Genomic DNA, 23,833 nt, shown 5'->3' with positions numbered 1-23,833 from the left:
GGCTGGCCCGGGCCAGCTCTACTTTACATTTTACTAATCATTCTAAGATTCGAGCATAATGAGCAAATTAGAATATAAAGAACTTTTAAATGCAGGTGTACACTTCGGACACCTTACCAGAAAGTGGAACCCTAAAATGGCTCCATATATCTTCATGGAGCGCAATGGGATTCACATCATTGATTTGAACAAAACCCAAGCTTGCCTGACAAGTGCAAGTGCCGCCCTGAAGAACATTGTGAAATCAGGCCGGAAGATCATGTTTGTAGCGACAAAAAAGCAAGCGAAAGAAATCGTTGCTCAGGAAGCTGCCCGTCTGAAAATGCCTTACATCACTGAAAGATGGTTAGGTGGTATGTTGACCAACTTTGCCACGGTAAGAAAGTCGTTGAAGAAAATGTCGTCTATCGACAAGTTGATGAAAGACGAAGCTTACTTAAACTTGGCGAAGAGAGAGCGTTTGATGATCACTCGTGAAAAAGAGAAGTTACAGAAAGTGCTTGGAGGTATTGCTGATCAAACCCGTCTGCCGGCAGCCTTGTTTGTCGTAGATGTAAAAAGAGAGCACATCGCCATCAAAGAAGCGAAAAAACTAAACATCCCTGTTTTCGCAATGGTCGATACCAACTCTGACCCTGACAGCATCGATTTCCCAATCCCGGCCAATGACGATGCCTTCAAATCAATTGCAATCATCACCCAGTCAATTGGTAAGTCCATCGAAGAAGGTTTGATGGAGAGAAAAAAGGAAAAAGAAGAAGCAAAACTGAAAGCCGCAGAAGAGGAGAAAAAATCGGTAGACGAGAAAACCTCTTCGGAGCAATAAGTACCGGGGTATTTTAGTTTCATCACGCCTGTGGTTCCGGCCATCAGGCTAAACTTCCAAAGCAATGAATGTAAAAGAAATAGAACAAAAAATAGTGGAACTGAAAGGGAAACAGGCTGACTATTTCAAAAAGAAAAAAGCAGAGCGTAACCCTAGTGAAATCGAAGAGATCCGCAAGGAACTCAATGAGTTGAAGTCGCAAGCAAAAGAAGCTTACAAAAAGTAGTCCGTAAGCTTTGAATTTCTATACGGAAAATTGGTCACCCCTCAGCCATTTCGCTAGAAGTGACCAATTTTTTATATTTGAAAAAACTTTTTACTAATACATTTTAAATTTGAAAAAGTAATGGCTATCACTGCGAAACAAGTAAACGAACTTCGGAAAATCACCGGTGCTGGTATGATGGACTGTAAAAAGGCATTGGTGGAAGCAGATGGCGATATCGAAAAAGCAATTGATTCCCTTCGAAAAAAAGGGCAGAAAGTTGCCGCAAAACGTGAAGACAGAGAAGCAGCGGAAGGAACTGTATTGATCCACATCAATGAGGACAGCACTGAAGCAATCGCTTTTGCATTGAAATGCGAAACCGACTTTGTAGCCAAAAATGAGGATTTCAAAAGCTTAGGTACTAAAATCCTTGCCGAAGCCGTAAAAAACCAAGCAGAAAGTGCAGAAGCATTGGCCGCTTTAGAGATTGACGGAGTGAAAATCAGCGAGCAAATCACCGAATATATCGGAAAAATCGGTGAAAAAATCGAAATCACTTCTTATACCAAAATTTCCGGCGAAAAAATCATTCCTTACATCCACGGTGACAACAAAATCGGGGTGTTGGTAGAGTTAACTAACGTTGGAGATGCTGAAGTAACGGAAGCAGGTAAAGATGTGGCCATGCAAATTGCTGCCATGAACCCTGTAGCTGTTAACGAAGAGGGAATTGATCCGGAATTAGTAGAAAGAGAAAAGCAAATCGGTATCGAGAAGGCGCGTCAGGAAGGCAAACCTGAGCAAATTCTGGAGAAGATTGCCGAAGGTTTTGTGAAGAAATTCTACAAAGAAAACACTTTACTGAACCAAGCGTTTGTAAAAGACAACAAATTGACCGTACAACAATATTTAGATAGTGTACAAAAAGGTTTGACAGTAAAGTCATTCAGCCGTATCTCTATCGGAAGATAATAGTTTTTAATTTAGTTTTCATGGTTTTTGGAAAGGTTATCATTTATTATGGTAACCTTTTTTGTTGCAACCTTCCATCAAATACAAAACCTCCACGGGCCTATCACTCTTTTCAGCATAATTCCACGAAAAAACAGAAATATCACACAACAAAAAGCGGGGCTTTGAGTAATAGTTCTACAACAATGTTCTTTTTCGGGGAAATTCCTTTACATAGTACTAATACAAATAGGGAATTTTCACTAATTGAATCTCAATAATTTTCATTTATTTCGACTGTGTGTATTTTTTAATCTTAAAACAATGATGATGTTGAATACTAGTTTTACCAAATCCGTACTGACTTTTTATGATGAAATGGTAAACAATGGTATATCCTTGGTATACTTAGGCGAGTTCAATCAGGAAATCACCAAAATGTTTACCTCCATGGCAGAGGATGAGATGGGAAGAAACAATGAGCAAACCAAGGTAAAACGTAAAGTGTATCATGTGATGGTGGAAACACTGCAAAACATGAACAAGCATTCAGACAGTATCTCTGACCATCATGTGGGAAAAGGCTTGTTTATTATTGGAAAAAATGAAAAAAACTACTTTATCATCACTTCCAATAAAATCCGAAAGGAACGCATGCCTCAATTAAAGGAAATGATAGACTATGTCAACAATGCATCGAAAGCGGAGCTGAAACAAATGTACTTGAAGCAAATAAAAGAAGGGAGCCTTTCGGAAAAAGGAGGTGCAGGTTTAGGAATTATTGACATTGCCCGGAAAACCGGAGAAAAATACCAATATCAATTTCTCCCGTTGGACTCCGAGCATTATTTCTTTATGCTCAAGGTAAAAGTAAAATGTTATTTTGAAGATGCAGAGTTTTAAAAAACCCTGCATTTTTTTTAAAGACACGCCCGCCTCAAACGATTATGTACGGGTGCGGTCCAACCAATTTTCCACTTCTTGAGGTTGGTAAGAAGTAATCCGGTTAAAGACCTCCTCTGAGGACGCTCCGGTCAACACTAACTTACGATTTGCCGGAGAAACGAACTTATTGCTCTCCATCGAATCAAAAAATGCCATCAAAGGATCGTAATACCCATGCATATTGTACAAAACAATTGGTTTTTGGTGCAGGCCTAATTGGGCCCAAGTGACAATTTCACAAAGCTCATCCATCGTACCCATTCCGCCGGGCAAAGCAACGAAGGCGTCTGAGAGGTCGGCCATTTGCGCTTTCCTTTGATGCATGGTTTTTACTTTAATCAACTCAGTATTTTGAACCTCTCCTAACTCTTTTCTCATTAAAAAATCGGGGATGATACCCACTACTTCACCTTTTTCTGACAAAGCCCCTTTGGCCACGGCCCCCATCAATCCAACTCCTCCGCCTCCATAGATTAATCGATAACCGTTCAGGGCTAGCTGCTGCCCAAATGAATACGCCAATGCTTCATAAGCATCTGAACCTACATTGGATCCACAAAAAACACAAATGCTTTTTTGACCTTTCTCTTGCATAACTATTCTGAGTATTTTTTAATTAGGAAAATAAAAAACAAAGACTTTATCTCAATTAAGCGAAAAGTAAAAAAATTAGACGACTCATCTCAGCCAACAAAACAAATCAAAAAATGGGACTGTCTCCATAAAGATTAGGATAAACTTCAGACTTTTGCCAAAAAACTTCTTCAGTCGCTATTTTTGCCTACTATTTACAAAGAAAATCAGTTAATCCTTTATATACCTATTTAGCAGTATTAAAAATAAGCTATGGTTGCAAAAGCCTTTGGAAGTTCAGTATTAGGCGTAGATGCCTCAATTGTTACGGTGGAAGCCAACATCATCAGCGGGACAAAATTTTTTTTAGTAGGCCTTCCCGACAGCGCAGTGAAAGAAAGCCAACAAAGAGTCGAATCCGCTATCAAACATTCGGGCTATTTTATGCCTCGTCAAAAGGTAGTGGTTAATCTGGCCCCCGCTGATATCCGTAAAGAAGGCTCTGCCTATGATCTACCCATTGCCCTTAGCATCTTAAAAGCATCCGGTCAATTACAAACCGGCTTGTTAGACAAATACCTAATCTTGGGAGAACTGTCCTTAGATGGGAAAATCCGCCCGGTAAAAGGGGCGCTTTCCATGGCAATCGCAGCCCGTAATGCGGGATTTAAAGGCTTTGTTCTTCCTAAGGAAAATGCCCATGAGGCGGCCATTGTCAATAATTTGGAGGTCTTGGCGGTGGAACACCTGAATGAGGCCATTGACTTTTTTGAAGGGAAAAGCCCTATCCTCCCCACCAATATCGACACCCGGGAGCTTTTTTTTGATACGCAAAATGACTATGACGTTGATTTTTCGCAAGTACAGGGACAGGAAAATGTGAAGCGTGCGCTGGAAATAGCAGCCGCCGGAGGTCATAATGTCATAATGATCGGCCCTCCGGGCTCAGGTAAAACCATGTTGGCCCGTAGGATTCCTTCCATTCTTCCTCCACTCACCCTACAGGAAGCACTGGAAACTACCAAAATTCACTCCGTAGCGGGGAAACTGGGAAAGCACGAAGGCTTGGTTTCCAACCGTCCTTTCCGGGCCCCTCACCATACCATCAGTGATGTTGCTTTGGTAGGTGGTGGAGGGCATCCCCAGCCCGGAGAAATCTCACTTTCACATAACGGAGTATTATTTTTGGATGAATTGCCTGAGTTTAAGCGAACGGTATTGGAAGTGATGCGGCAACCGTTGGAAGAGCGATTGGTCACCATTTCCAGAGCGAAAGCCACAGTGGAATTCCCCGCGAATTTTATGTTGGTAGCCAGTATGAATCCCAGCCCCTCCGGGGATTTTTTCCGGCAAGGTGAAAGTCACCCAGACTCACCTTCGGATGTACAACGCTACCTGAACAAAATCAGCGGCCCTTTGCTCGACCGTATCGATATTCATATTGATGTAAATCCGGTTAGCTTTGACCAAATGACAGCCAACAGGAAAACAGAAAGTAGTGAAGAGATCCGGGAGAGGGTGATAAAAGCCCGGGCCATACAAACCGAACGCTTTAAAAATAGTAAAGGCGTATATTCCAATGCCATGATGCCCTCCCAAATGGTAAAAGAACTATGTGGCTTGGATCAGCTGGGAAAAAACTTATTAAAAAACGCCATGGAACGCCTGGGGGTATCCGCCCGGGCCTACGACCGTATTTTAAAAGTAGCCAGAACTATTGCCGACCTTTCAGGGCAAACTCAGATAACTTTTGAGCATGTTGCCGAGGCAATTCAATATCGAAGCCTGGATCGAAACTTATTTAGCATTTAATTATTTAAATTTACCCGTTGGAGGGTTTACCCAACCCTTCCCCGCTTTTTTTATACTTATTCCCCTTTGACCATTGCCTTCTTGTGGATCTATTTGTATCTTCATAGGGCAACCGCTTTAACTAACGTTTAACCCCTTACTGAGAAAGTAAGACAACAGTTTACTTACCCCGAATGTGCAAAGGATAGCACTTTGGGCGGGACAGTTTTTTGTGGTTTTCTTGACAGGCTCTCCACAAAATTTTTTTACAGTTTACGTGTAAACTACCAACTACTATGAAACTAACAGCATGGTTAACCGGCACACTGTGGCTGGTATGCTTTATACAGTTAAGCCAAGGGCAAAGCTTTAAGACCCAACAGTTAAACCACCCGAATGTAAAAACGGCTTACCTGGATAAGTCGAGTTACTTAAAAGGGATATTGGCAAAACGTAAACTCAATACGTTTAACAATCACCTTTACATCCGGGTATTTAAGGAAGAGGAAATTGTAGAACTGTGGGTGAAGGCTCCGGATGAAACTCGTTTTAAACCTCTGAAAAGCTATCGTTTTTGTGAGCGTTCAGGTGGATTGGGACCGAAGCATTCCTCCAATGATGGAATTGTTCCCGAAGGGCTGTACCATCTTAAAGGTTTTATTCCCAACAGTGCCGATTTTTTAGCCTTATTGATCAATTACCCCAACCCTGTAGATCGTTTTCACCAATCGGGTAGTGCTCAAATCACCTTGAAAGGAGGTTGTACTTCCAATAGTGACATTCCGATCAGTGACGATAAAATCAAAGAAGTATATGTAATGGCTGTCCAAGCTTATGAGTCAGGGCAAAAACGTATTCCTGTGCATATCTTTCCGGCCAAAATGACCGATACGAATATGCACCGGTTAAAAATAGAACATGCATGGGACAAACAGCTCACGAATTTTTGGGGAAGTTTAAAAGCAGCATATGATTACTTTAACATGTCCAGGCAACTGCCACAGGTCTTTTACAGTGCTACAGGGGAATATGCCATCAAAGATTACGAAGGCATTCCCATTGTCAGCCCCAAAGGAATCTCCGTATTTGCCAATGCTTCCAAACCTACTCCAGCACCTCCTAAAACCGTACCTTTAAAATCACAAGAAAAAGTACCTCCTGTAAAAAGCGCTCCACCTGCATATAATCCGGCTCCGACCATTCGAAACGTGACCACTCGTACCGTTTCCGTCAAACAGATCGCCTCCTCCTCTCAAGAATACCACACCGTGCAAAGAGGGGAAACACTTTTTGCCATTTCCAGAAAATACCAAGTGAGCGTTACCGATTTAAAACGGTGGAATAATTTGAATGGCAATGTGATTAATGTAGGATATGCACTGCGGGTAGGCCACCCGAAAACCTATCAGATACAACGAGGGGACACCATGTATTCCGTAGCCCGGAAAAACGGGATCTCCGTCCGGGAGCTGATGGTTTGGAACGGAAAAAATGATTACACTTTACAAATCGGGGAAATCGTTAAAGTAGGCCGTTGAGAAAGAACCTTATTGTTCAATGGTGTATTTATCATTGTGCATAAGTAGTTGATTACCTCCTTTCACAATGAATTTTTCCTGTGTATTGACAGAGGATGAAACAATCAAGTTGCCTTTGTGAGCCTGAATTTGATAACTACCGTTTGGCAGCGTAAGTACTTCAAAAGAAGAGCCCAATGCATGAATACTTATGGTTCCGATATTGACGATAAAAGGAGTTTTCAAACTCTCAACGACTTCAAAAACCGCATGCCCTTCTAACCTTATTTGCCGCTTGCCAAAAAACTGCTTAGGGTAACGAAGTAAGGAATTTTCCTTCAGTACGACCTGGGAGCCATCATGTAATACCAACACGATAGGATGGGCTGATGATTGGGTTTCCAGTACAGGTACTTTTTTGGGAAAGAAGCTTCCTGAAAAATGAAAATAGGCAAAACTCAACCCAAATAACAGTACAAGTAAAGCCATCAGGTATTTAGGCCAAAACAATACATCCGGATTCGCGTCTCTATTTCGTAAATGATGCCAGCGCCTTCTGTGAAAACGGGCGGTCCTTATGGCTCTTTTTTCTTTCCAAAGTTTCCGTAGTCGTTCGGTAAAGTGCAACCAGGCTTCCGTTCTCCCCTTATTCCCTTTTGTGCTATCGGGTACATATTTGATGTTCCGGTGACTTACCCACAGAACATCCTTTTTTTGCTCGGAATAAGTTTGCCTTACTTCCTCTTGATATGCCTTTTTATAATATTCAAATGTATGACGGTGCTCCGGATGATCTTCCAGCCACTGTTCTAAATACTCCTCCTCTTCCTCCGAACATTCTCCTTTCAGGTAGCGATGAATCAATTCGATATTTTCCATGGAGTTCATCATGGATGTATATTATTTGTTTTGCAAAAAGGTGATTTTTATCAGTCACCTGCCAAAGCTCTTACTTTAAGATTGTTTTCTAATCACCTTAAAGATATAACAATTCCCCTTTGTCATACGGTCAATTATCGCCTCACTCAACCATCCGCTTTCCATACAAACAAGGAAACTACACAAATTGTTGACAAGATGAAAGGTGTCTTTTCAAGCATATATACTTTCTTTAAATAAGTCAAGAAAATATTTTTTTGTCAAACAAAGAGGCATCTCGTATATAACTCATTGAGTTGCAATACTTATAAGTAAAAACTATTTAATAATAAATAATATCAATTTGACCTATATTTAACCATTCTATACCTTTGTAGCATAATCAATTCAAAAACAATCTAAACGCACGCAACCATGAGTACTTTAAATTTCATCGGTTTGGATAAAGCCAAATCCGAAAAGCTTGCAAACAAGTTGAATCAATTATTAGCCAACTTTCAAGTGTACTATCAAAACCTTAGGGGATTTCATTGGAACATACAAGGGCAGAATTTTTTTGAACTTCATGCGAAGTTTGAAGAACAATATACGGATGCTCAGCAAAAGATAGATGATATTGCCGAGCGAATCCTGACATTGGGCTCCACTCCATTTCATTCATTTTCCACTTATTTGGAAAGCACTCAGATAAAAGAATCAAAAAATATTTCAGATGGCTTGCAGGCAGTACAGTTAACCACTGACAACATCAAATCCCTTCTGACCATTGAAAGAGAAGCGTTGGCAATCGCCTCTGAGCTGGACGATGAAGGATCAGTAACTCTGCTGAGTGATTTTATCTCCGAACAAGAAAAAACCGTTTGGATGTTCACTGCTTGGTTAGGTCAGAAATAAAAAACAAGAAATTATTACCTCTTATTTAGCAATACAATATAGTTCGATTGGGTAGGCTCGTAGTGAGCCTGCCAAATTTCTCCTTTCACATTTTCTGATTCGGTACTCAGAAAGGTTTTCGTCAAAAAACCATAAGGGGAAGCTTATTGCCAAAAAAGAAGATAAATACATAAAAATATCTAAACCAGAATTTAAAATTCAATACACATTATGGAAAACAAAATTGTAAACATCGGTAACCAATTTCCTGAATTTGAGAAAACTGCAGTGGTATCTTTGGAAAAAGGGAAAGAATTTGCAACGATCACTTCAGAAGACCATAAAAAAGAGGGCGAATGGTTAGTGCTATTCTGGTGGCCCAAAGATTTTACCTTCGTATGCCCTACAGAGATAGCCGAGTTCAATAAGAATTACCAAGAGTTCAGAGACAGAGATGCGGTATTGGTAGGCGCCTCTACCGATTCTGAGTTTGTTCACTTGGCTTGGAGAAAAGACCACGAAGACTTACGTGATTTAAAATTTCCGATGCTGGCCGATACGTCCAAGTCATTGGCAGAAGAGCTGGGCATATTGGAAGCTAATGAAAAAGTGGCTTACAGAGCTACGTTTATTGTCGATCCTCAAGGTACTATTCGCTGGGTAAGTGCCTATGACCTGAATGTGGGCCGGAATGTCAAAGAGGTAATCCGGGTACTGGATGCTTTGCAAACCGATGAACTTTGCCCTTGTAACTGGGAAAAAGGTGAGGAAACATTAACGGCCTAAACAACACAACAACCTGAATGAGGGGCCAGGCATATGCCTCTGGCTTCTCATTTCACACCCACCCGGTCTGTACCTAAAGCTATGAAACCTAATATTTCCAATTCAGATGAGAATCAAAGAAGTCTATTTGCTGAGCAATGATTTACAGCAAACCGAAAGCTTTTATCACGACATTTTGGGCTTGTCCGTTGTCAGAAAAGAGAAGAACAACCTTGCTTTTTCTTTAGGTGCTTCCACCCTTATCTTTCAACATTCGGAATTGGCAAAGCCTTATTACCATCTGGCTTTTGATATTCCCAATAATCAGCTGAAGGAAGCTTACGAGGCCTTGAACAAGAAGGTGAGAATCTTACCAGTAACTTCAGAAAGTCAATTTGCACATTTTGAAAGTTGGAATGCCAAGTCCTTTTATTTTTATGATAACAATGGCAACCTGTTGGAACTGATTGCCCGGTACGACCTCTCCAATGCTTCTGCCCAAACCTTTGACCCATCATCATTACTTGCCATCAGTGAAATAGGCTTGGTAACGGAAAATGTAACTCGATCAATCGAGCAACTAACCGAACAATTCGATTTGCCCTTATTTGCCAAACAAACTCCCCAAGAAAACTTTGCAGCATTAGGAGACGAGCAGGGTTTACTGATCTTGGTCAGCCCTGAACGCAACTGGTTTCCCACGGATAAAAAAGCAAAAGTCTTCCCAACACATGTTTTGCTGGAAGACCAAGGCAAAGTACATGAAATAAGCTTAAATTAAGGTAAAACCGGCAAACTCATCCTATACACTCAAACTCCAAACACCATGAAAACAAAACTTCAACAATACTTCGACAGGATAGGGTTTACAAGCCATGCAAAACCTGACTTGGAGACGCTCCATCAATTGCATCTATTACATTTAACACACATCCCTTTTGAAAACCTGGATGTGATGTACCATAATCCGATCAGTCTGGAACCGGAAAAGCTTTTCAAGAAATTAGTGGAGAAAAAGCGAGGAGGCTTTTGCTATGAAATGAATGGCTTGTTCCAACAAGTCTTACAAACTATCGGTTTTGACAGTCACTTAATTGCAGCCAGGGTAAAAAACTCACAAGGAGGATTTGGCCGGGAAGACGACCATGCAGCCATCTTGACAATTCTTGACGGAAATATCTACTTGACCGATGTGGGCTTTGGCGACTCGTTTCTCAAACCCATTCTCCTGGAAACCGGAACCGTCACGGAAGGGAAATATACTATCACAGAGTACGATGATAACTACCTGGCCTATTCCTCAAAAAACGAAACAACAAAACAGTTTGAAACACAATTTATATTCACTTTACAGGAGCGGCCACTGAGCTATTTTACAGAAGGCTGTGAATTTCATCAAACATCTCCGGATTCTCATTTTACCAAAGGGCGGGTGATCACCTTGGCCCGGGAAGACGGAAGAGTGACCTTGTCTGAAAGTAAACTCAAAATCAGCCAACAGGGAAAGGTGACGGAATTCCCTATTCATTCGGAAAAAACATTTTCAACCTATTTAAAAGAGTATTTTCACCTCAACACGGAACAATTGATAGATTGACCCGTGCTGCAGCTTTACTCCATCAAATAATTCTTTTCCAAAGAAAAGTATTCAAAACAACAATCATTATGAGTGAAACTAAAGAAAGTTTATTAAACGGATTATCGATAGACACTAGCTATGATACGTTGGCTTTATCCAACATTGTAAATGCCGATCACCGCTATCTGAAAGATTTGCGGGTAAACGTAAACAATGCATTGGTATCGGACCACATCAGTGAAAAAGAGATTGCCTTGTTGAGCATTAGTATTGCTTTCACTTTGAAAGACAAGGCATTGGAAGAAGTCTTTATCCAAAAAGCCAAAGAAAAGGAAGCCAGCGGTGAGGAAATTGCAGAGGCGATCAGCTGTGCTTCTCTATTAAGTGCCAATAATATTCTGTATCGTTTCCGCCACTTTACAGGAAAAGATAAATATAACCAGCTACCCGCCCGCCTCAAAATGAACATCATGATGAGACCCGTTTTGGGGAAAGAATTTTTTGAGTTGATTAGCTTAGCTGTTTCTGCTGTCAATGGATGTGAAATGTGTGTGAACTCACACGAAAAATCCCTTATGGAGCTTGGAAGTAGCGAGGAGCGGATTTTTGACGCTGTGAGGCTTGCCTCAGTAATTGCCAGCCTCTCCAAAATAGTTTAAGCATACAATGTACACTTCATGTAAAGTAAAAACCGGGGGCTTTGTCTCCGGTTTTTTTAGGTTCAAGCAGTTGACAAAAGGAATGAAAAGGTAATGATACGGCTGGATTGTAAAAGCCCTTTTTTCCAACTATGACAAATACGAACTTCTTAACTTCATTCATTAATGCGGGTCGATCAGAAAGCATTATTCTTTTAATAAAAAAATAGATATCTTGCGATATATTTAAAGATTTGAAGGGTTCATTAAAAATTTTTCAAAATTGGAATTATACAGTACCAAGCATCAAGTGGAAAATGTATCGCTGAAAGAAGCGATTTTCAAAGGGTTGCCAGCAGATAATGGCTTGTATATGCCTGTGGAAATCCCAACTTTACCACCAGCCTTTTTTGACACGATCGAAACGCGCTCTTTTCAAGAAATTGCCCTGGAAGTCGCCAAAACCCTTATTGGTCTGGAAATTCCGGACAACGTGTTAACTGAGATTGTCAACGATGCAATCAACTTTGACGCCCCGGTAAAACCCGTACACGACAATATCCATGTATTGGAATTATTTCATGGCCCTACTCTTGCCTTCAAAGATTTCGGTGCACGGTTTATGTCCCGGTTGATGTCGTATTTTTTACAAAAAGACCATCAAGAAATTAACATCCTGGTGGCCACCTCCGGTGATACCGGCAGCGCAGTAGCTCAAGGCTTCCTGGGCGTGCCTAATATCCATGTATATATTTTGTACCCGAAAGGCAAAGTGAGTAAAATTCAAGAACAACAACTCACCACCAACGGGCAGAATATTACCGCCTTGGAAATTGAAGGAACATTTGACGATTGTCAACGGCTGGTCAAAGAGGCTTTTTTGGATACACAACTCAATGAAAAATTAAACCTTACTTCGGCCAATTCCATCAATATTTGCCGCTTGATTCCTCAGTCTTTTTACTATTTTTATGCTTACGCTCAGCTGAAGGCAAAAGGAAAACCAGTGGTAGTAGCCGTTCCCAGTGGAAATTTCGGCAATCTATGCGGAGGTTTGATCGCTCAAAAAATGGGATTGCCCATCCGGCATTTTGTAGCCGCTACCAACGCCAATGATATCGTACCGGCCTATTTGGCCAGCGGCATTTTTCAAGCCAAGCCCTCCGTCAAAACCTTTTCCAATGCTATGGATGTAGGAAATCCAAGTAACTTCCCAAGAATGCTGGCACTGCATGACGATGCGTATGAGCAGGTGAAAGCAAATATTTCAGGAAAAGCCTATACGGATGAGGAAACCGTTCAGACCATCCAAAAAATTTATCAACAAACAGGCTATTTGCTGGACCCGCACGGAGCGGTCGGCTACTTAGGCTTAAAAGATTACCTGACTAGCCTGGACGAAGAGGTGAATGGGGTATTCCTGGCTACGGCCCATCCGGCAAAATTCATAGATGTAGTGGAAACGGCAATTGAAAATAAAGTAGAAATACCTGAGCTACTCGCCCAAGTCCTCAACAAACCCAAAGAGGCCATCGCGATGGCTCCGGAATTTGAAAGATTAAAGTCATTTTTACTAAACAAATAATCCAACTCCGTTTCTTTCCCTTTTTTCCGGGTGGCTCTCTTGATCACTATTACAAGAACAGGACGGCCACCCCGCAAAGGGATTTATATTTTTACTTTTTCATTTGATCAAGTCTTTCTTTTTTATTCGACTTCAGATTTCCCACCAATCCGCTTCACAATTCTTACAGGAATTTATAACTTGTTATTACAAGCACAATTGCTTACTGCTCTAAGATGCATTCGTTCACTTTCCACTCATCAATCCTATGATCAATATTCGCAATGCTACGCTCTACGACTTGGATACCATCCAAAAAATGTGGTTAGACTTACATGCCCACCACAATGGTCAACATTATATCTTTGAAATCGATCTACAAGCCACCGATGCCATTCGCGCAAGTTTGACAGATCGACTAAAGCAAAAAAACGAACGTTGTTTCCTTGCCGAAAAAGGAGCTGAAATTCTGGGGATTATCTTTGTCTCGATTACCGAAGACGGGACTTTTCGAAAATTTCACCAACGAGGGTATATTGCCGAAACCTTTGTAAAAGACGAATACCGCAGTGATGGCGTGGGAAGGCTTCTGTACAATCACGCCAAAAACTGGCTATTGGAAAAAGGGGCGGATCATATTGAATTACAAGTATCCGTAAAAAACAGGGATGCTATCCGCTTCTGGGAAGACCAGGGATTTACCGCAGCTACGGAACATATGATTTACAAACTGAAAAAGTAATTAGCCATACACCCTCCTCTGGTTCGTTCAACGATTTTCGGAGGGTGTTTTTTAAAGGAGTTTTCCCCACCGCTTACCTCTCCGGGTGTACGGCATTTATCCCAAGTGCTTAGTTGAGAAAAGCACCGGAGAATTTGTATACTCTCCTGCGTTTCCACTTCTTCCGTATATCACAAAATTTTAGGAAGGGTCCATTAATTTTCCGGCAAAAAGTACCGATCCGCTGTGCTTCTCCCGGATCAAAAAGACAAACGGCCGGTTAATCATGACCGGAAGATTAATAGAGGTAACTCCCACACCTGTATTGGTGGCAGCAGCCGCTTCCGTACCTTCTTCATCCACCTCAATAAAACTTTGATGAATCACCCGGTCGATTCGTAATTGTTGCCCGGTAGCTTCTCGGAAAAAACCGGAAAAGTCTGCTTGCTCGGAAAACGGTAATGCCATCCCCATCGATTCTAATACGGTATTCAGTTTCACTTTATACGCCATTTTGAAACGGGGCAAATACAAGCTTTTCTCCACTGTAGTACTTTGATTGAGCCAGTTTTTCAAACTTTCCTCATTCAACAATTCCATTATTTCTTGGGTTGTGTGCCCTTTCTGAGGCAATAACACCGTCATAGAAAATTGACCATTGCCATAAGGGATCTCCACTAACTGAAAGCGTTCATCCTGATAAAGGGAAAGTTTTGTGGATTTGGCAGACATCATGGGCACTTCTTTCACCTGTCCGTTTTCCAAAGTAAACTCCGAATGGGCAGTTTTTTCTTTATCGAATTGTTGGGCCCACTGAGCTTTAAAGTAAATCGCGTTGATCAAAAACATTCTGTCCGATTCTTTCACCTCACTTACCAATTGCTTGATTTTTTCTTGTGTCTTTTCCTCCACCCATTGGTTGATGGTTTCTTTCGCAGTGGGACTTTTAAAATCCAAACCGGCTATTTTACCATCGAAATACGCTTCCAGTCTTTCTGAAAAATCATCCCGTAAGGTCAATTGATCATCATACCAAACAGAATTGGCAATATCCAGGCAAGTCTTCTTATCCATACTCAACAGTAATTCTGTCAAATCTTTTACCGCTTGATTTGCTTGTAGATCACTTAGTGTATGTTGCCCCAGTACTTCTTTCATATTTTCTTTTGTCTCTCCTGAAGCACCGTTTATCGCCATATGCAATGCGAAGCCCACACTCAAAGGAGAAAAAAACAGATTTTTTCCTTCTTCCTGTGCCTCAAGTGCCTGGAACAGGTCAAAAGCAAATGCATTGGAAGAAGAAACGATTTCTTTTTCTTGCGAAGACAAGGTTCTCAAATTAGGCCGATTGTCTTCTTCAGGGTTCATCGAATTGTTTTTACAAGCCATGATCGTAAAAGGTAACCACAGACAATAAAGCATTAAAGTTTTCATATTCATAGTTATTTGGTAGAAAGATTGTTTTGAAGTGGTTTACACGTATAATTTTTGACCGAAAATGGAATCAAAACCGGCTCATCAAGGTACTTTTTGAAGAAAATAGCCAAAGCTATTGTTGAAAAAAGTAACACAGAGGAGGCATTTTTGAAACCTTTTCAGGAAAAAGAAAAAGTTTAATTCACTTCTTTAATAAAAACCTAAACACCCACTTAATTCTCAAAGTCATTGGGCCATAGCTTTACACCAACAGCTCTTTTTTTAATGACTCAGGGTTTCCTGCTCCGGACCGGCATCCCATCACAATTGCTTATTGCCAACTATCCGCCTGAAAATTTATTTTGTGAGGGTGTCTATAGTTTAGGACATGCTTATCTCAAAATTCGTTGTACCACCTCTGAAAATAGCCTGAAATCCCTCGAATAAATAGCTGTAAGAAGAACAGGTTTTGTAACTTTGCGAAAACTAATCACTAGGTACCATGACTTGGAAGGATGTAATGCATTATGCCCAACAGGGCAACCCTCAACCGGACAAAAGGGTAGAAAAAAGTGAAGAGGAATGGAGAGAGCTTTTGACAGCGGAGGAGTTCCGGATCACCCGCCAGAAAGGTACGGAGCGGGCTTTCACAGGTGAATATTGTGAAAAACACACCCCAGGTCTATACGCCTGCAAATGTTGTAATACCCCTCTGTTTGATTCACGGCAAAAATTCGAATCGAACAGCGGCTGGCCCAGTTTTACCGAACCGGTGAAAAACAATGTGATCCATTACCTGGAAGATTTGAGTTTCGGAATGCACCGGATCGAAGTATTGTGCAATGTATGTGATGCACACCTTGGACATGTCTTCCCCGATGGGCCCGCCCCCAGTGGTTTGCGCTTCTGTATCAATTCAGCTTCCATCAAGTTGTCTGAAGAATAATTTTATCCCTTATTTCATTTCACTTTAGACTTTACAAGAATAAGCTTTTCCCCGCTTCTTTTCCGGATTCAAGAAAGGTACTTATATTTGCTTTTATATAAAGTTCTAAAATAACAGAACTAAAACGAATATAAAGAACAAAAATCCGAATAAATTCCAGAAAGAAAACTATGGAAACTTTGAAAGCTATTGTAGTTTCCATAGTTTTGCTTTTAAGACCAGTTAAAAACGAAGGCTCTGTCTTCTCCTGAACAAGCACAAGTAGCAATTGAAGTAAGTTTCAAGCATCAGGTGAATATACCCAAAGAGCTGATTGATTTTGAAATTATCAGATTTCAAGAATTGTTTGGATGTTACAAACAGTTCGAGAAAATATGATTATATCAACTACTACACTCCATGATACAAAAACTATTAAAGGGATTCATTGCGGTAGGGATAGCAGCCATGATTTTCGGCCAATGTATTAGTTACTCACCTTTTGAAATCACCCTGGAAGACCATGAAAAAGACCTGACCCAAAAGAACCTCAACCGGCTCTTGGATAACCCAACAGGTAACAGCGATACCGTAACCTTCGCTTTTATTGGAGACACCCAACGTTTCTACGATGCATCGACCGACTTTGTCAATGTTTTGAACAAACGCTCGGATATCGAATTTGTAATACATTCGGGAGACATCTCCGACTTCGGTTTGGACTTGGAATTTTCTCTTATGGCTGAAATCCTGGGAAAACTGAAAGTCCCCTACCTCACCGTCATCGGCAATCATGATATCATTTATAACGGGCGTAGAATCTATGAACAGATGTTCGGTCCCATGGACTATTCCTTTACCTATAAAGGATTCCGTTTTGTGATGTTAAACACCAACGGGCGGGAATTCGGATTCAGCGGAAAAGTCCCGGACATCCCTTGGTTAGACGAACAGCTTTCCGATACGTCCCATTATAAAAATGCCTTGGTGATACAACATGTGCCTCCGGGTAATGATGATTTTGACAATACCCTGGAAACCAGTTATGCCCAAACGCTGAGTAAATGGGGTAAAACGCTGCTTTCCATGAACGGACATAACCACGATTACTCTATCGGAGAGCCTTATAATGATGGCGTTACCTATCTGAATTCTTTTTCCACATCCAAAAAAAGCTATGTAGTGGTGAAAATATGGGAAGGGGGATTCAGCCATGTTGTTGTCGACTTTTAGTTTAGGCCCCCAACCCTGAACAGTTCACCGGCAGCAAATACGAACACAAAAACTATAGAAAACGGCAGGAGTAAAGTGCCTGTAAAAAATGAACCCTACAATGTGGCGATTTCAAACTTTTATATACCTACTCACTTTTATATTTCTGTTTGCCTCAAACTCCTTTGCCCAGGAAGAAGAAAAAGAGGAGACCGGCCCTAAAAAACGGAAATGGTTTGTACCGGACCACAGTAAAATCCACTTTGCCGGAGGGTATGGTTTTTTGTCTGTCAGTGCAGGGAAAAAGATTTTACGAAAGAAAAGAATAGAACTAGATATTACTATCGGATACTTACCCAAAGCTATTGGCGGGGATGATATCCTCACCGGAGGCATCAAAGCCCAATACATCCCTTGGAGGATAGATTGGAAAAACAAACCTCTGCAAATAGAGCCTCTGGCGGTAGGCCTTTCCATTTTCCAGGCTTGGGGAACCCGTTTTAACCGCTTGAATGATAGAAACCTTTACTCCAAAGGGTATTATTGGTGGACAAGTAACAGGCGGTTTGCTCCTTTCATAGGGCAACGCATCCAACGCACTTACAAAAACTCATCGATTAAATCCATCGGGGTTTATTATGAGATCGGGACCTACGACCTTTATATATACTCTTGGCTACCCAATCAAAAAACCTTTCCTTTTCATAAGCTATTCAACTTTAGTGGAGGGGTACAACTGTCCTTTTAAAGAAGAAGCCGTATAGAGGCAAAAATAATGAAGTCATAAAAACAACTTCATACCAGTGTTTAACACCTTCCGGGTACCAAAGTACCCGGAAGGTTGTTTTTTAAAGTTATATCCTTTGTGTTATTTCCACTTATAATATACCATCTCATGCTCGATCGTTCCGTCTTCGTAGAGGTCGATCAACGCATAGGCCGGAGGGAACTCGTCCAAATCACCACCCCACCAAGAGCCGGAAACCGCTCCGTTGCACAAGTACTTAGTACCTAGGTAATCCACATCGTCAATGTAGTGGTTGTGGCCGCTGAGCGCCAGTTTTACATTTTTATGTTTATGAAACAAGGCTTTCAGATCGTTAAAATCCGAATGCATATCGCCCCAAGGAAAACGAACTTCGGTAGCCGGTTTGCGATGCAAATAATAGGTGAAAGAAGTAATGGATAAAATAGGAATATGAGAATACACACAAACCGGGGCATCCGGGCCGATTTTGTCCAATTCGGCTTTCAACCAAGTCAATTGCTCTTCATCGATATGTACACCCTTGTCCCCGTAGTTAATACTGTCCAGCCCGATAAAATGCCAGCCCCCTTGAGAGAAGGAATAATACCGTTGTTTCATTTTCAGTTCGTCCATCACCCAGGTTTTTCCAAGGCGTTTGTCCCCTTTGTATTGCTCCTTTTTCTCTTTGGGCAGGTACCATACATCATGATTGCCAATGCAATGATGCATTTTCAATGAATTGTGCTGGCACACCCGGTGCCAGGCTTCCCAACGCTCTTCCACCACTTCGGGCAATTGATTGTTGGCATCCATGATAGTATCACCCGTGTTGATGATAAAATCCGGTTGATCTTTCATCGAATTCAATTCCGTAAATAGCGTCACCATAGCATTTTCCGCTTTGGGTTCGGCCAATAAATGTACGTCTGTCAAATGCGCAATACGCAAAGCCCGTTTGGCTTTTTTCTTTTTTTGAGCTTCCGCCAATACATTGGTACTGACGGCCAATGAAGCAGCTCCTGCCGCTACTCCGACCTTTTTGATAAAACTTCGTCTTGAATTCATCCTGTTAGATTAATTAATTGAATGGTTAGTTAATTTTTAATTCATAAAGATAATGAAGCTTATCAAAAAGGTAGAAACCGGATGAATAATTTTTGATGAATTTTCAGAAGGGACCACAAACTTATGGTAAGTGCACAAATCCTTTGAGGCCAGAGGGAAAAGCTACTCCCGGAAACAGAGAGAGGTGGCTACTTTAATTTACTAAATTGTAGCCTGCCTCCATCAACTCATGGTACTTGGCAAGGACTTTTACCAAGCCTTCTACTTGCTTAATTCTAAGCTCTTCTTTTTTGGTATATTCTCTGAGAATTGCAGATTTATTCCCTACCATATCTGTTAAAAGTCGTTTGTCATAAGCATATTTGGCAAATGGATTCTTGAATTCAAATGCCTCCCAAAAAGAAACCTTTCTGCGTTTAGTCATTTCATTAGGATAAGAATAGTATTCCATCTTTCCGGAGGTCATATCCGCAAGAATGATAAATTCCCAATCTACTTTCGCTTCTAAGGGCTGATCCGGACGCTTTACGGCAACATGTTGTTTAAAAACAGTAATCAATTCCCCTTCAAACAAAAGTTCTAAAAATTCAGGTTGGAAACTTTCATCCGAATAGTTGAAAATAGGAAGCGAATGAAACACTCTGTTTTTCTTCGTTTTCTTGTCATAATAACTAAACAAGCTTACATCAAAAGGAGAATATGTTAAGATTCTTTCCTCCTTTTTCAATTGAATCAAGCCTCTTATATCATCCGGGCGGTATATCAACTTTCCTTCAAATTTTTCTCCATCTAACAATTCCGCCTTGCCCTGTACCCACTTATATTTTTTTTGAGCAAAACTTGAAGTTGACATAAAAATGAAAGTAATCAAAAAAATGAATAGTTGTAAATGTTTAGTCATATCTATATTGAGTATACGGATCAGGAGAATTTTTAATTAAAACCTTAAAAGTAAATGATACGATTGTATTGGTCAATTACGCTTCTTTCTTGCTATACAATATGGCCTTTCCATTTTAAGGGAATCACTACATTCTCATAAATGTATGCACTTATTTCACCCTTCCGGCAACCATTCATCCGAATTTCATTTACAAAATTGGAACTACATCGTATCTTCACGGACTTCACCATAATTACATAACTTATGAGCAAATTCATCATCTGGTTCTTTTGCATCTTACTTACTCCTAACGTATTCGCGCAAAAGACTGACAAAGATAAAACAGATGAAACCGTACAAAAAAGTACGATTCAAGGACATATTCATTTTCTGGCTTCGGATGAACTACGGGGCCGTGATACAGGTTCTCCGGAATTGAAAATCGCAGCAAAATATTTGGCTACCACTTTTCAACGCTATGGGGTCCAGCCAGTACCCGGTGCCAATGGAAACGGCTACTTTCAACATGTATCTTTGAAAAAGACCCAGCCGGCTTCTGCCGCATCCCTTCGCTTTGCCGAGCACAACTTTGAAGTAAAAGAGGACTTTCTGGTATTGGATGGCAAGAACGAGAAATTAGAAGGAAAAATCGTTTACCTCCAAAACGGGCTGGAAAATGACTATAAAGGCAAAGATGTAAAAGGCAAAATTGTATTTGTACACGGTGGTGCTGAGGGCAATCCTCAGAGCATGTTTAAGAAAATTAAAATCAAAAAAGAATTAGCCATTCAGCATGGGGCATTGGCCGTTATCGAATTTTATAATTCCAGGAAATTGCCGTGGAATTTTTTGAAAGGCTATTTGCATAAATCTCAAGTCCAACTGCAAGAAAAGGAAGAATTGGAATTGCCTTATCTTTGGTTAAAAGACATGGACAACACCTTGGTTCAAGAAATTGAAACCCTTCAAGGGCAAAAAGTCAGTATTGAAATCGAAGGACGGGTAGTGGAACAAATTCAATCGAGCAATATAGTCGGAATGGTAGAGGGAACCGACCCGAAGTTAAAAGAGGAATTTATCATTTATTCAGCCCATTACGACCATGTAGGTGTGGGAGAGCCCAATGCGGAAGGTGATTCTATCTTCAACGGAACCCGTGACAATGCTATCGGGACTGTAACGGTGTTAAGTGCTGCTGAAAATCTGGCAAAGTTCCCCACCAAACGCTCGGCATTATTCATTTTATTTACCGGAGAAGAAAAGGGCCTGTTAGGCTCAAAGTGGTATGTGGAACACCCCTTATTGCCTTTGGATAAAATGGTCTACTGCTTTAACAGCGATAACGGAGGCTATAACGATACCAGCATTGCCACCATCATAGGGCTTAACCGCACCACCGCCAGCGATCATATCGTAAAAGCATGTGAAACGTATGCCTTAAAAGCCACCGATGATCCGGCTCCGGAACAGGGCTTATTTGACCGCTCAGACAATGTCAACTTTGCCCTTAAAGGCATTCCGGCCCCTACTTTCAGTTTGGGATTTACTGCCTTTGACCAGGAAATCATGAAATACTACCACCAGCAATCGGACAACCCGGATACGGTGGATTATGACTATTTGTACAAATTTTTTCGGGCTTATGTATACTCCTGCCGACTGATTGGCAATGACCCTCAAACGCCTTTTTGGAAGAAGGGAGACAAATATTATAAAGCAGGAAAAGAACTCTATAATCAATAAGAGGAGACACAGTTATAAAAAAGCCCTTCCGGAGATTTCAATCCGGAAGGGCTTTTTTTATAACTTGGTAAAAGTTAATACAAGATTCTGAATTTGATCGTATGCTCGATAGACTTCAGATCTTTAATCACTTCCTCACTATACGTTTTATCGATATCTGTAATCACATAACCAATTTGCTCATTGGTTTTCAGGTATTGCCCTACAATGTTGATATTGTGCTGTGCCAGCACCCCGTTGATTTTCGCAATGATTCCCGATACGTTTTTATGAATATGCAACAAACGGTGCGCATTTTCGAGTTGTGGCAACTGCAAGTTCGGGAAATTCACACTGTTAAAGGTATTACCGGTATTCACATACTCGATCAATTTACCAGGCACAAAGTCGGCAATATTTTCCTGGGCTTCCAAGGTGCTCCCTCCGATATGTGGTGTCAGGATTACATTCGGCATGGTTCGCAATTCGGAAATAAATTCTTCCTGGTTATTTTTAGGTTCTTCCGGGAATACATCAATCCCTGCCCCTTTCAGTTTTCCGTTTTTGAGGTTATGTACCAAAGCCGGTATCTGCACCACCGAACCCCGGGCCAGGTTAATCAAAATAGCCCCGTCTTTCATTTGTGCAAATTCCTTCTCCCCAAAAATATTCTTATTCTCAGAGCGACCATCCACGTGCAGAGACACAACATCCACAGTATTCAACAACTCTTTCAGGGAAGTGCATTTGGTAGCATTTCCGAGGGCAAGCTTTTCTACAATATCATAATAATACACATCCATTCCCATGGACTCAGCCAGTACTGACAGTTGAGAACCGATATTACCATATCCGATAATTCCCAGTTTTTTTCCCCGTACTTCAAAACTATTGGTAGCCGATTTGTTCCATTTTCCCTGGTGCATGGCAGTAATCTTATCCGGCAAATTCCGCATCAACATAATCACTTCGCCAACGGCCAATTCCACTACCGAACGGGTATTACTATAAGGAGCGTTAAATACAGCCACCCCTTTTTCCATACATGCTTCCAGGTCAATCTGGTTGGTACCGATACAAAAAGCCCCGATCAGCATCAGGCGATTGGCTTTTTCCAATACCTTTTTGGTGATTTGGGTTTTAGAGCGGATCCCTAAAATCGACACGCCTTTAATTTTCTCGGCCAACTCAGCCTCATCCATAGCCCCTTTGTACAACTCCACTTGATAGCCTTCTTCTTCAAAGGCTTTAAAAGCATTGGGGTGTACATTTTCCAAAAGCAGTACTTTGATGCGGTTTTTGGGATAGGAAATAGACCGGGGCAATTTATTTACATACAATACTTCATCAAAACTCGGGGCCACATGGTCAGCCTTTTGGGTTACACTCTGCCGCTCGATATTCTCTGTAAAGGCATAAAACTTATGAGCCAAACCGGCTTCTCTGATTTCATAATCCGTATGTCCATCACCAATCACAAACACTTGTCCGTCTGCCAGGTCTAACTCCTGCATCAACTTCACTTTTCCTTTGGCTTGTGACAATGGATTTGTATGATCAAAACCGGTAATATTACCTTCTTCGTCAAAAATGAATGTATTGGCATAAATATTTTCTTCTTTGATGCCATACGCTGTGACGATCGGGGTAATAAAATCTTTAAACCCGTTGGAAATGATCAACACATCATCACTGTGTTTTTCGAAAAACTCACGGTTTCGCTTAAAGGACTCCGACACTTTTTCCTTCAAACGGCTGATTAGCTGAGCCAAATGTGCTTTGTTAGCTACCAACAAATCCACACGCTGTTCCAAAGCTTCCCGGAACGACAAGCTTCCCTCCATCGCCAAGTCAGTAATATGCTTTACTTTTTGAAGAATTTCTTGTTTGTCAGATTTCCCCTCATGGGCAATATCACACAATTCATCCAGCGCCTCCACTCGCGTAAAGGTGCTGTCAAAGTCGATTACCAAGTATTTTCGTTTGTTCATTCTTTATGGACATATTTTTAAGATTCAAAAATAACAAACAA

Annotated in this window: 24 protein-coding genes; 17 read left to right on the top strand and 7 right to left on the bottom strand. The window is 41.0% G+C overall.

Annotated features, from left to right (window positions below; genetic code table 11):
- The first annotated feature begins 58 nt into the window (after positions 1-58).
- From rpsB to AAG747_RS10420, 4 genes are all read left to right on the top strand, one after another.
- On the top strand, positions 59-826 hold the full coding sequence (rpsB, locus tag AAG747_RS10435) for a 30S ribosomal protein S2 (RefSeq protein ID WP_346821105.1): 768 nt from the start codon (positions 59-61) through the stop codon (positions 824-826).
- Positions 827-890: 64 nt separating this feature from the next.
- Positions 891-1,052 carry a hypothetical protein gene (locus tag AAG747_RS10430; RefSeq protein ID WP_346821104.1) on the top strand — a complete coding sequence of 54 codons (162 nt, stop codon included), beginning with the start codon at positions 891-893 and terminating at the stop codon, positions 1,050-1,052.
- A gap of 120 nt (positions 1,053-1,172) precedes the next feature.
- On the top strand, positions 1,173-2,006 hold the full coding sequence (gene tsf / locus AAG747_RS10425) for a translation elongation factor Ts (RefSeq protein ID WP_346821103.1): 834 nt from the start codon (positions 1,173-1,175) through the stop codon (positions 2,004-2,006).
- Positions 2,007-2,309: 303 nt separating this feature from the next.
- A complete protein-coding gene (locus AAG747_RS10420) occupies positions 2,310-2,888 on the top strand; it encodes a SiaB family protein kinase (RefSeq protein WP_346821102.1) in 579 nt (192 codons plus the stop codon).
- Between the two features lie 42 nt (positions 2,889-2,930).
- Here the strand turns inward: AAG747_RS10420 and AAG747_RS10415 are convergent, their stop codons facing one another.
- The gene (locus tag AAG747_RS10415; RefSeq protein ID WP_346821101.1) at positions 2,931-3,524 is read right to left on the bottom strand and encodes an LOG family protein; all 594 of its coding nucleotides are present in this window, start codon (positions 3,522-3,524) and stop codon (positions 2,931-2,933) included.
- 252 nt (positions 3,525-3,776) lie between these two features.
- Between AAG747_RS10415 and AAG747_RS10410 the strand changes: the two genes are divergently transcribed.
- The gene (locus AAG747_RS10410) at positions 3,777-5,315 is read left to right on the top strand and encodes a YifB family Mg chelatase-like AAA ATPase (protein ID WP_346821100.1); all 1,539 of its coding nucleotides are present in this window, start codon (positions 3,777-3,779) and stop codon (positions 5,313-5,315) included.
- A gap of 275 nt (positions 5,316-5,590) precedes the next feature.
- On the top strand, positions 5,591-6,832 hold the full coding sequence (locus tag AAG747_RS10405; protein WP_346821099.1) for a LysM peptidoglycan-binding domain-containing protein: 1,242 nt from the start codon (positions 5,591-5,593) through the stop codon (positions 6,830-6,832).
- Between the two features lie 9 nt (positions 6,833-6,841).
- On the opposite strand, the gene AAG747_RS10400 is transcribed toward AAG747_RS10405, so the two are convergent.
- Positions 6,842-7,702: a FecR domain-containing protein gene (locus AAG747_RS10400; RefSeq protein WP_346821098.1), complete on the bottom strand. Its 861-nt coding sequence runs from the start codon at positions 7,700-7,702 to the stop codon at positions 6,842-6,844.
- A gap of 402 nt (positions 7,703-8,104) precedes the next feature.
- Between AAG747_RS10400 and AAG747_RS10395 the strand changes: the two genes are divergently transcribed.
- From AAG747_RS10395 to AAG747_RS10365, 7 genes are all read left to right on the top strand, one after another.
- Positions 8,105-8,584, top strand: a complete 480-nt coding sequence (locus AAG747_RS10395; RefSeq protein ID WP_346821097.1) for a Dps family protein — start codon at positions 8,105-8,107, stop codon at positions 8,582-8,584.
- A gap of 210 nt (positions 8,585-8,794) precedes the next feature.
- On the top strand, positions 8,795-9,349 hold the full coding sequence (locus AAG747_RS10390; RefSeq protein ID WP_346821096.1) for a peroxiredoxin: 555 nt from the start codon (positions 8,795-8,797) through the stop codon (positions 9,347-9,349).
- 106 nt (positions 9,350-9,455) lie between these two features.
- A complete protein-coding gene (locus tag AAG747_RS10385; RefSeq protein ID WP_346821095.1) occupies positions 9,456-10,109 on the top strand; it encodes a VOC family protein in 654 nt (217 codons plus the stop codon).
- Positions 10,110-10,154: 45 nt separating this feature from the next.
- Complete coding sequence (locus tag AAG747_RS10380; RefSeq protein WP_346821094.1) at positions 10,155-10,925, top strand: arylamine N-acetyltransferase family protein; 771 nt, start codon at positions 10,155-10,157, stop codon at positions 10,923-10,925.
- 68 nt (positions 10,926-10,993) lie between these two features.
- Positions 10,994-11,566 carry a carboxymuconolactone decarboxylase family protein gene (locus AAG747_RS10375; RefSeq protein WP_346821093.1) on the top strand — a complete coding sequence of 191 codons (573 nt, stop codon included), beginning with the start codon at positions 10,994-10,996 and terminating at the stop codon, positions 11,564-11,566.
- 262 nt (positions 11,567-11,828) lie between these two features.
- Positions 11,829-13,130 carry a threonine synthase gene (thrC, locus tag AAG747_RS10370; protein ID WP_346821092.1) on the top strand — a complete coding sequence of 434 codons (1,302 nt, stop codon included), beginning with the start codon at positions 11,829-11,831 and terminating at the stop codon, positions 13,128-13,130.
- A 247-nt stretch (positions 13,131-13,377) separates the two neighbouring features.
- Positions 13,378-13,851 carry a GNAT family N-acetyltransferase gene (locus tag AAG747_RS10365; RefSeq protein WP_346821091.1) on the top strand — a complete coding sequence of 158 codons (474 nt, stop codon included), beginning with the start codon at positions 13,378-13,380 and terminating at the stop codon, positions 13,849-13,851.
- Between the two features lie 180 nt (positions 13,852-14,031).
- Here AAG747_RS10365 and AAG747_RS10360 read toward each other — a convergent pair whose 3' ends face one another.
- On the bottom strand, positions 14,032-15,264 hold the full coding sequence (locus tag AAG747_RS10360) for a serpin family protein (protein ID WP_346821090.1): 1,233 nt from the start codon (positions 15,262-15,264) through the stop codon (positions 14,032-14,034).
- Between the two features lie 484 nt (positions 15,265-15,748).
- Between AAG747_RS10360 and msrB the strand changes: the two genes are divergently transcribed.
- The gene (gene msrB / locus AAG747_RS10355; RefSeq protein WP_346821089.1) at positions 15,749-16,192 is read left to right on the top strand and encodes a peptide-methionine (R)-S-oxide reductase MsrB; all 444 of its coding nucleotides are present in this window, start codon (positions 15,749-15,751) and stop codon (positions 16,190-16,192) included.
- Between the two features lie 31 nt (positions 16,193-16,223).
- On the opposite strand, the gene AAG747_RS10350 is transcribed toward msrB, so the two are convergent.
- Positions 16,224-16,394 (bottom strand): hypothetical protein, encoded by a 171-nt coding sequence (locus AAG747_RS10350; RefSeq protein WP_346821088.1) that lies wholly within the window; start codon positions 16,392-16,394, stop codon positions 16,224-16,226.
- A 197-nt stretch (positions 16,395-16,591) separates the two neighbouring features.
- Between AAG747_RS10350 and AAG747_RS10345 the strand changes: the two genes are divergently transcribed.
- Together AAG747_RS10345 and AAG747_RS10340 are read left to right on the top strand one after the other, a co-directional pair.
- A complete protein-coding gene (locus AAG747_RS10345; RefSeq protein WP_346821087.1) occupies positions 16,592-17,404 on the top strand; it encodes a metallophosphoesterase family protein in 813 nt (270 codons plus the stop codon).
- A gap of 100 nt (positions 17,405-17,504) precedes the next feature.
- Entirely contained in the window at positions 17,505-18,131 is a 627-nt protein-coding gene (locus AAG747_RS10340) for a hypothetical protein (RefSeq protein ID WP_346821086.1), read from the top strand.
- 120 nt (positions 18,132-18,251) lie between these two features.
- Here the strand turns inward: AAG747_RS10340 and AAG747_RS10335 are convergent, their stop codons facing one another.
- Positions 18,252-19,196, bottom strand: coding sequence for a metallophosphoesterase family protein (locus AAG747_RS10335; RefSeq protein WP_346821085.1), 945 nt, complete (start codon positions 19,194-19,196; stop codon positions 18,252-18,254).
- 193 nt (positions 19,197-19,389) lie between these two features.
- The gene (locus AAG747_RS10330) at positions 19,390-20,049 is read right to left on the bottom strand and encodes a hypothetical protein (protein ID WP_346821084.1); all 660 of its coding nucleotides are present in this window, start codon (positions 20,047-20,049) and stop codon (positions 19,390-19,392) included.
- 294 nt (positions 20,050-20,343) lie between these two features.
- On the opposite strand from AAG747_RS10330, the gene AAG747_RS10325 reads away from it, so the two are divergent.
- On the top strand, positions 20,344-21,822 hold the full coding sequence (locus tag AAG747_RS10325) for a M28 family peptidase (protein ID WP_346821083.1): 1,479 nt from the start codon (positions 20,344-20,346) through the stop codon (positions 21,820-21,822).
- A 74-nt stretch (positions 21,823-21,896) separates the two neighbouring features.
- Here the strand turns inward: AAG747_RS10325 and serA are convergent, their stop codons facing one another.
- Positions 21,897-23,792, bottom strand: coding sequence for a phosphoglycerate dehydrogenase (gene serA, locus AAG747_RS10320; protein WP_346821082.1), 1,896 nt, complete (start codon positions 23,790-23,792; stop codon positions 21,897-21,899).
- Positions 23,793-23,833 lie beyond the last annotated feature (41 nt).

It is taken from the genome of Rapidithrix thailandica, from assembly GCF_039710355.1.
Taxonomy (GTDB): Bacteria; Bacteroidota; Bacteroidia; order Cytophagales; family Flammeovirgaceae; genus Rapidithrix; species Rapidithrix thailandica.
This window is presented reverse-complemented; position numbering and strand designations above follow the sequence as displayed.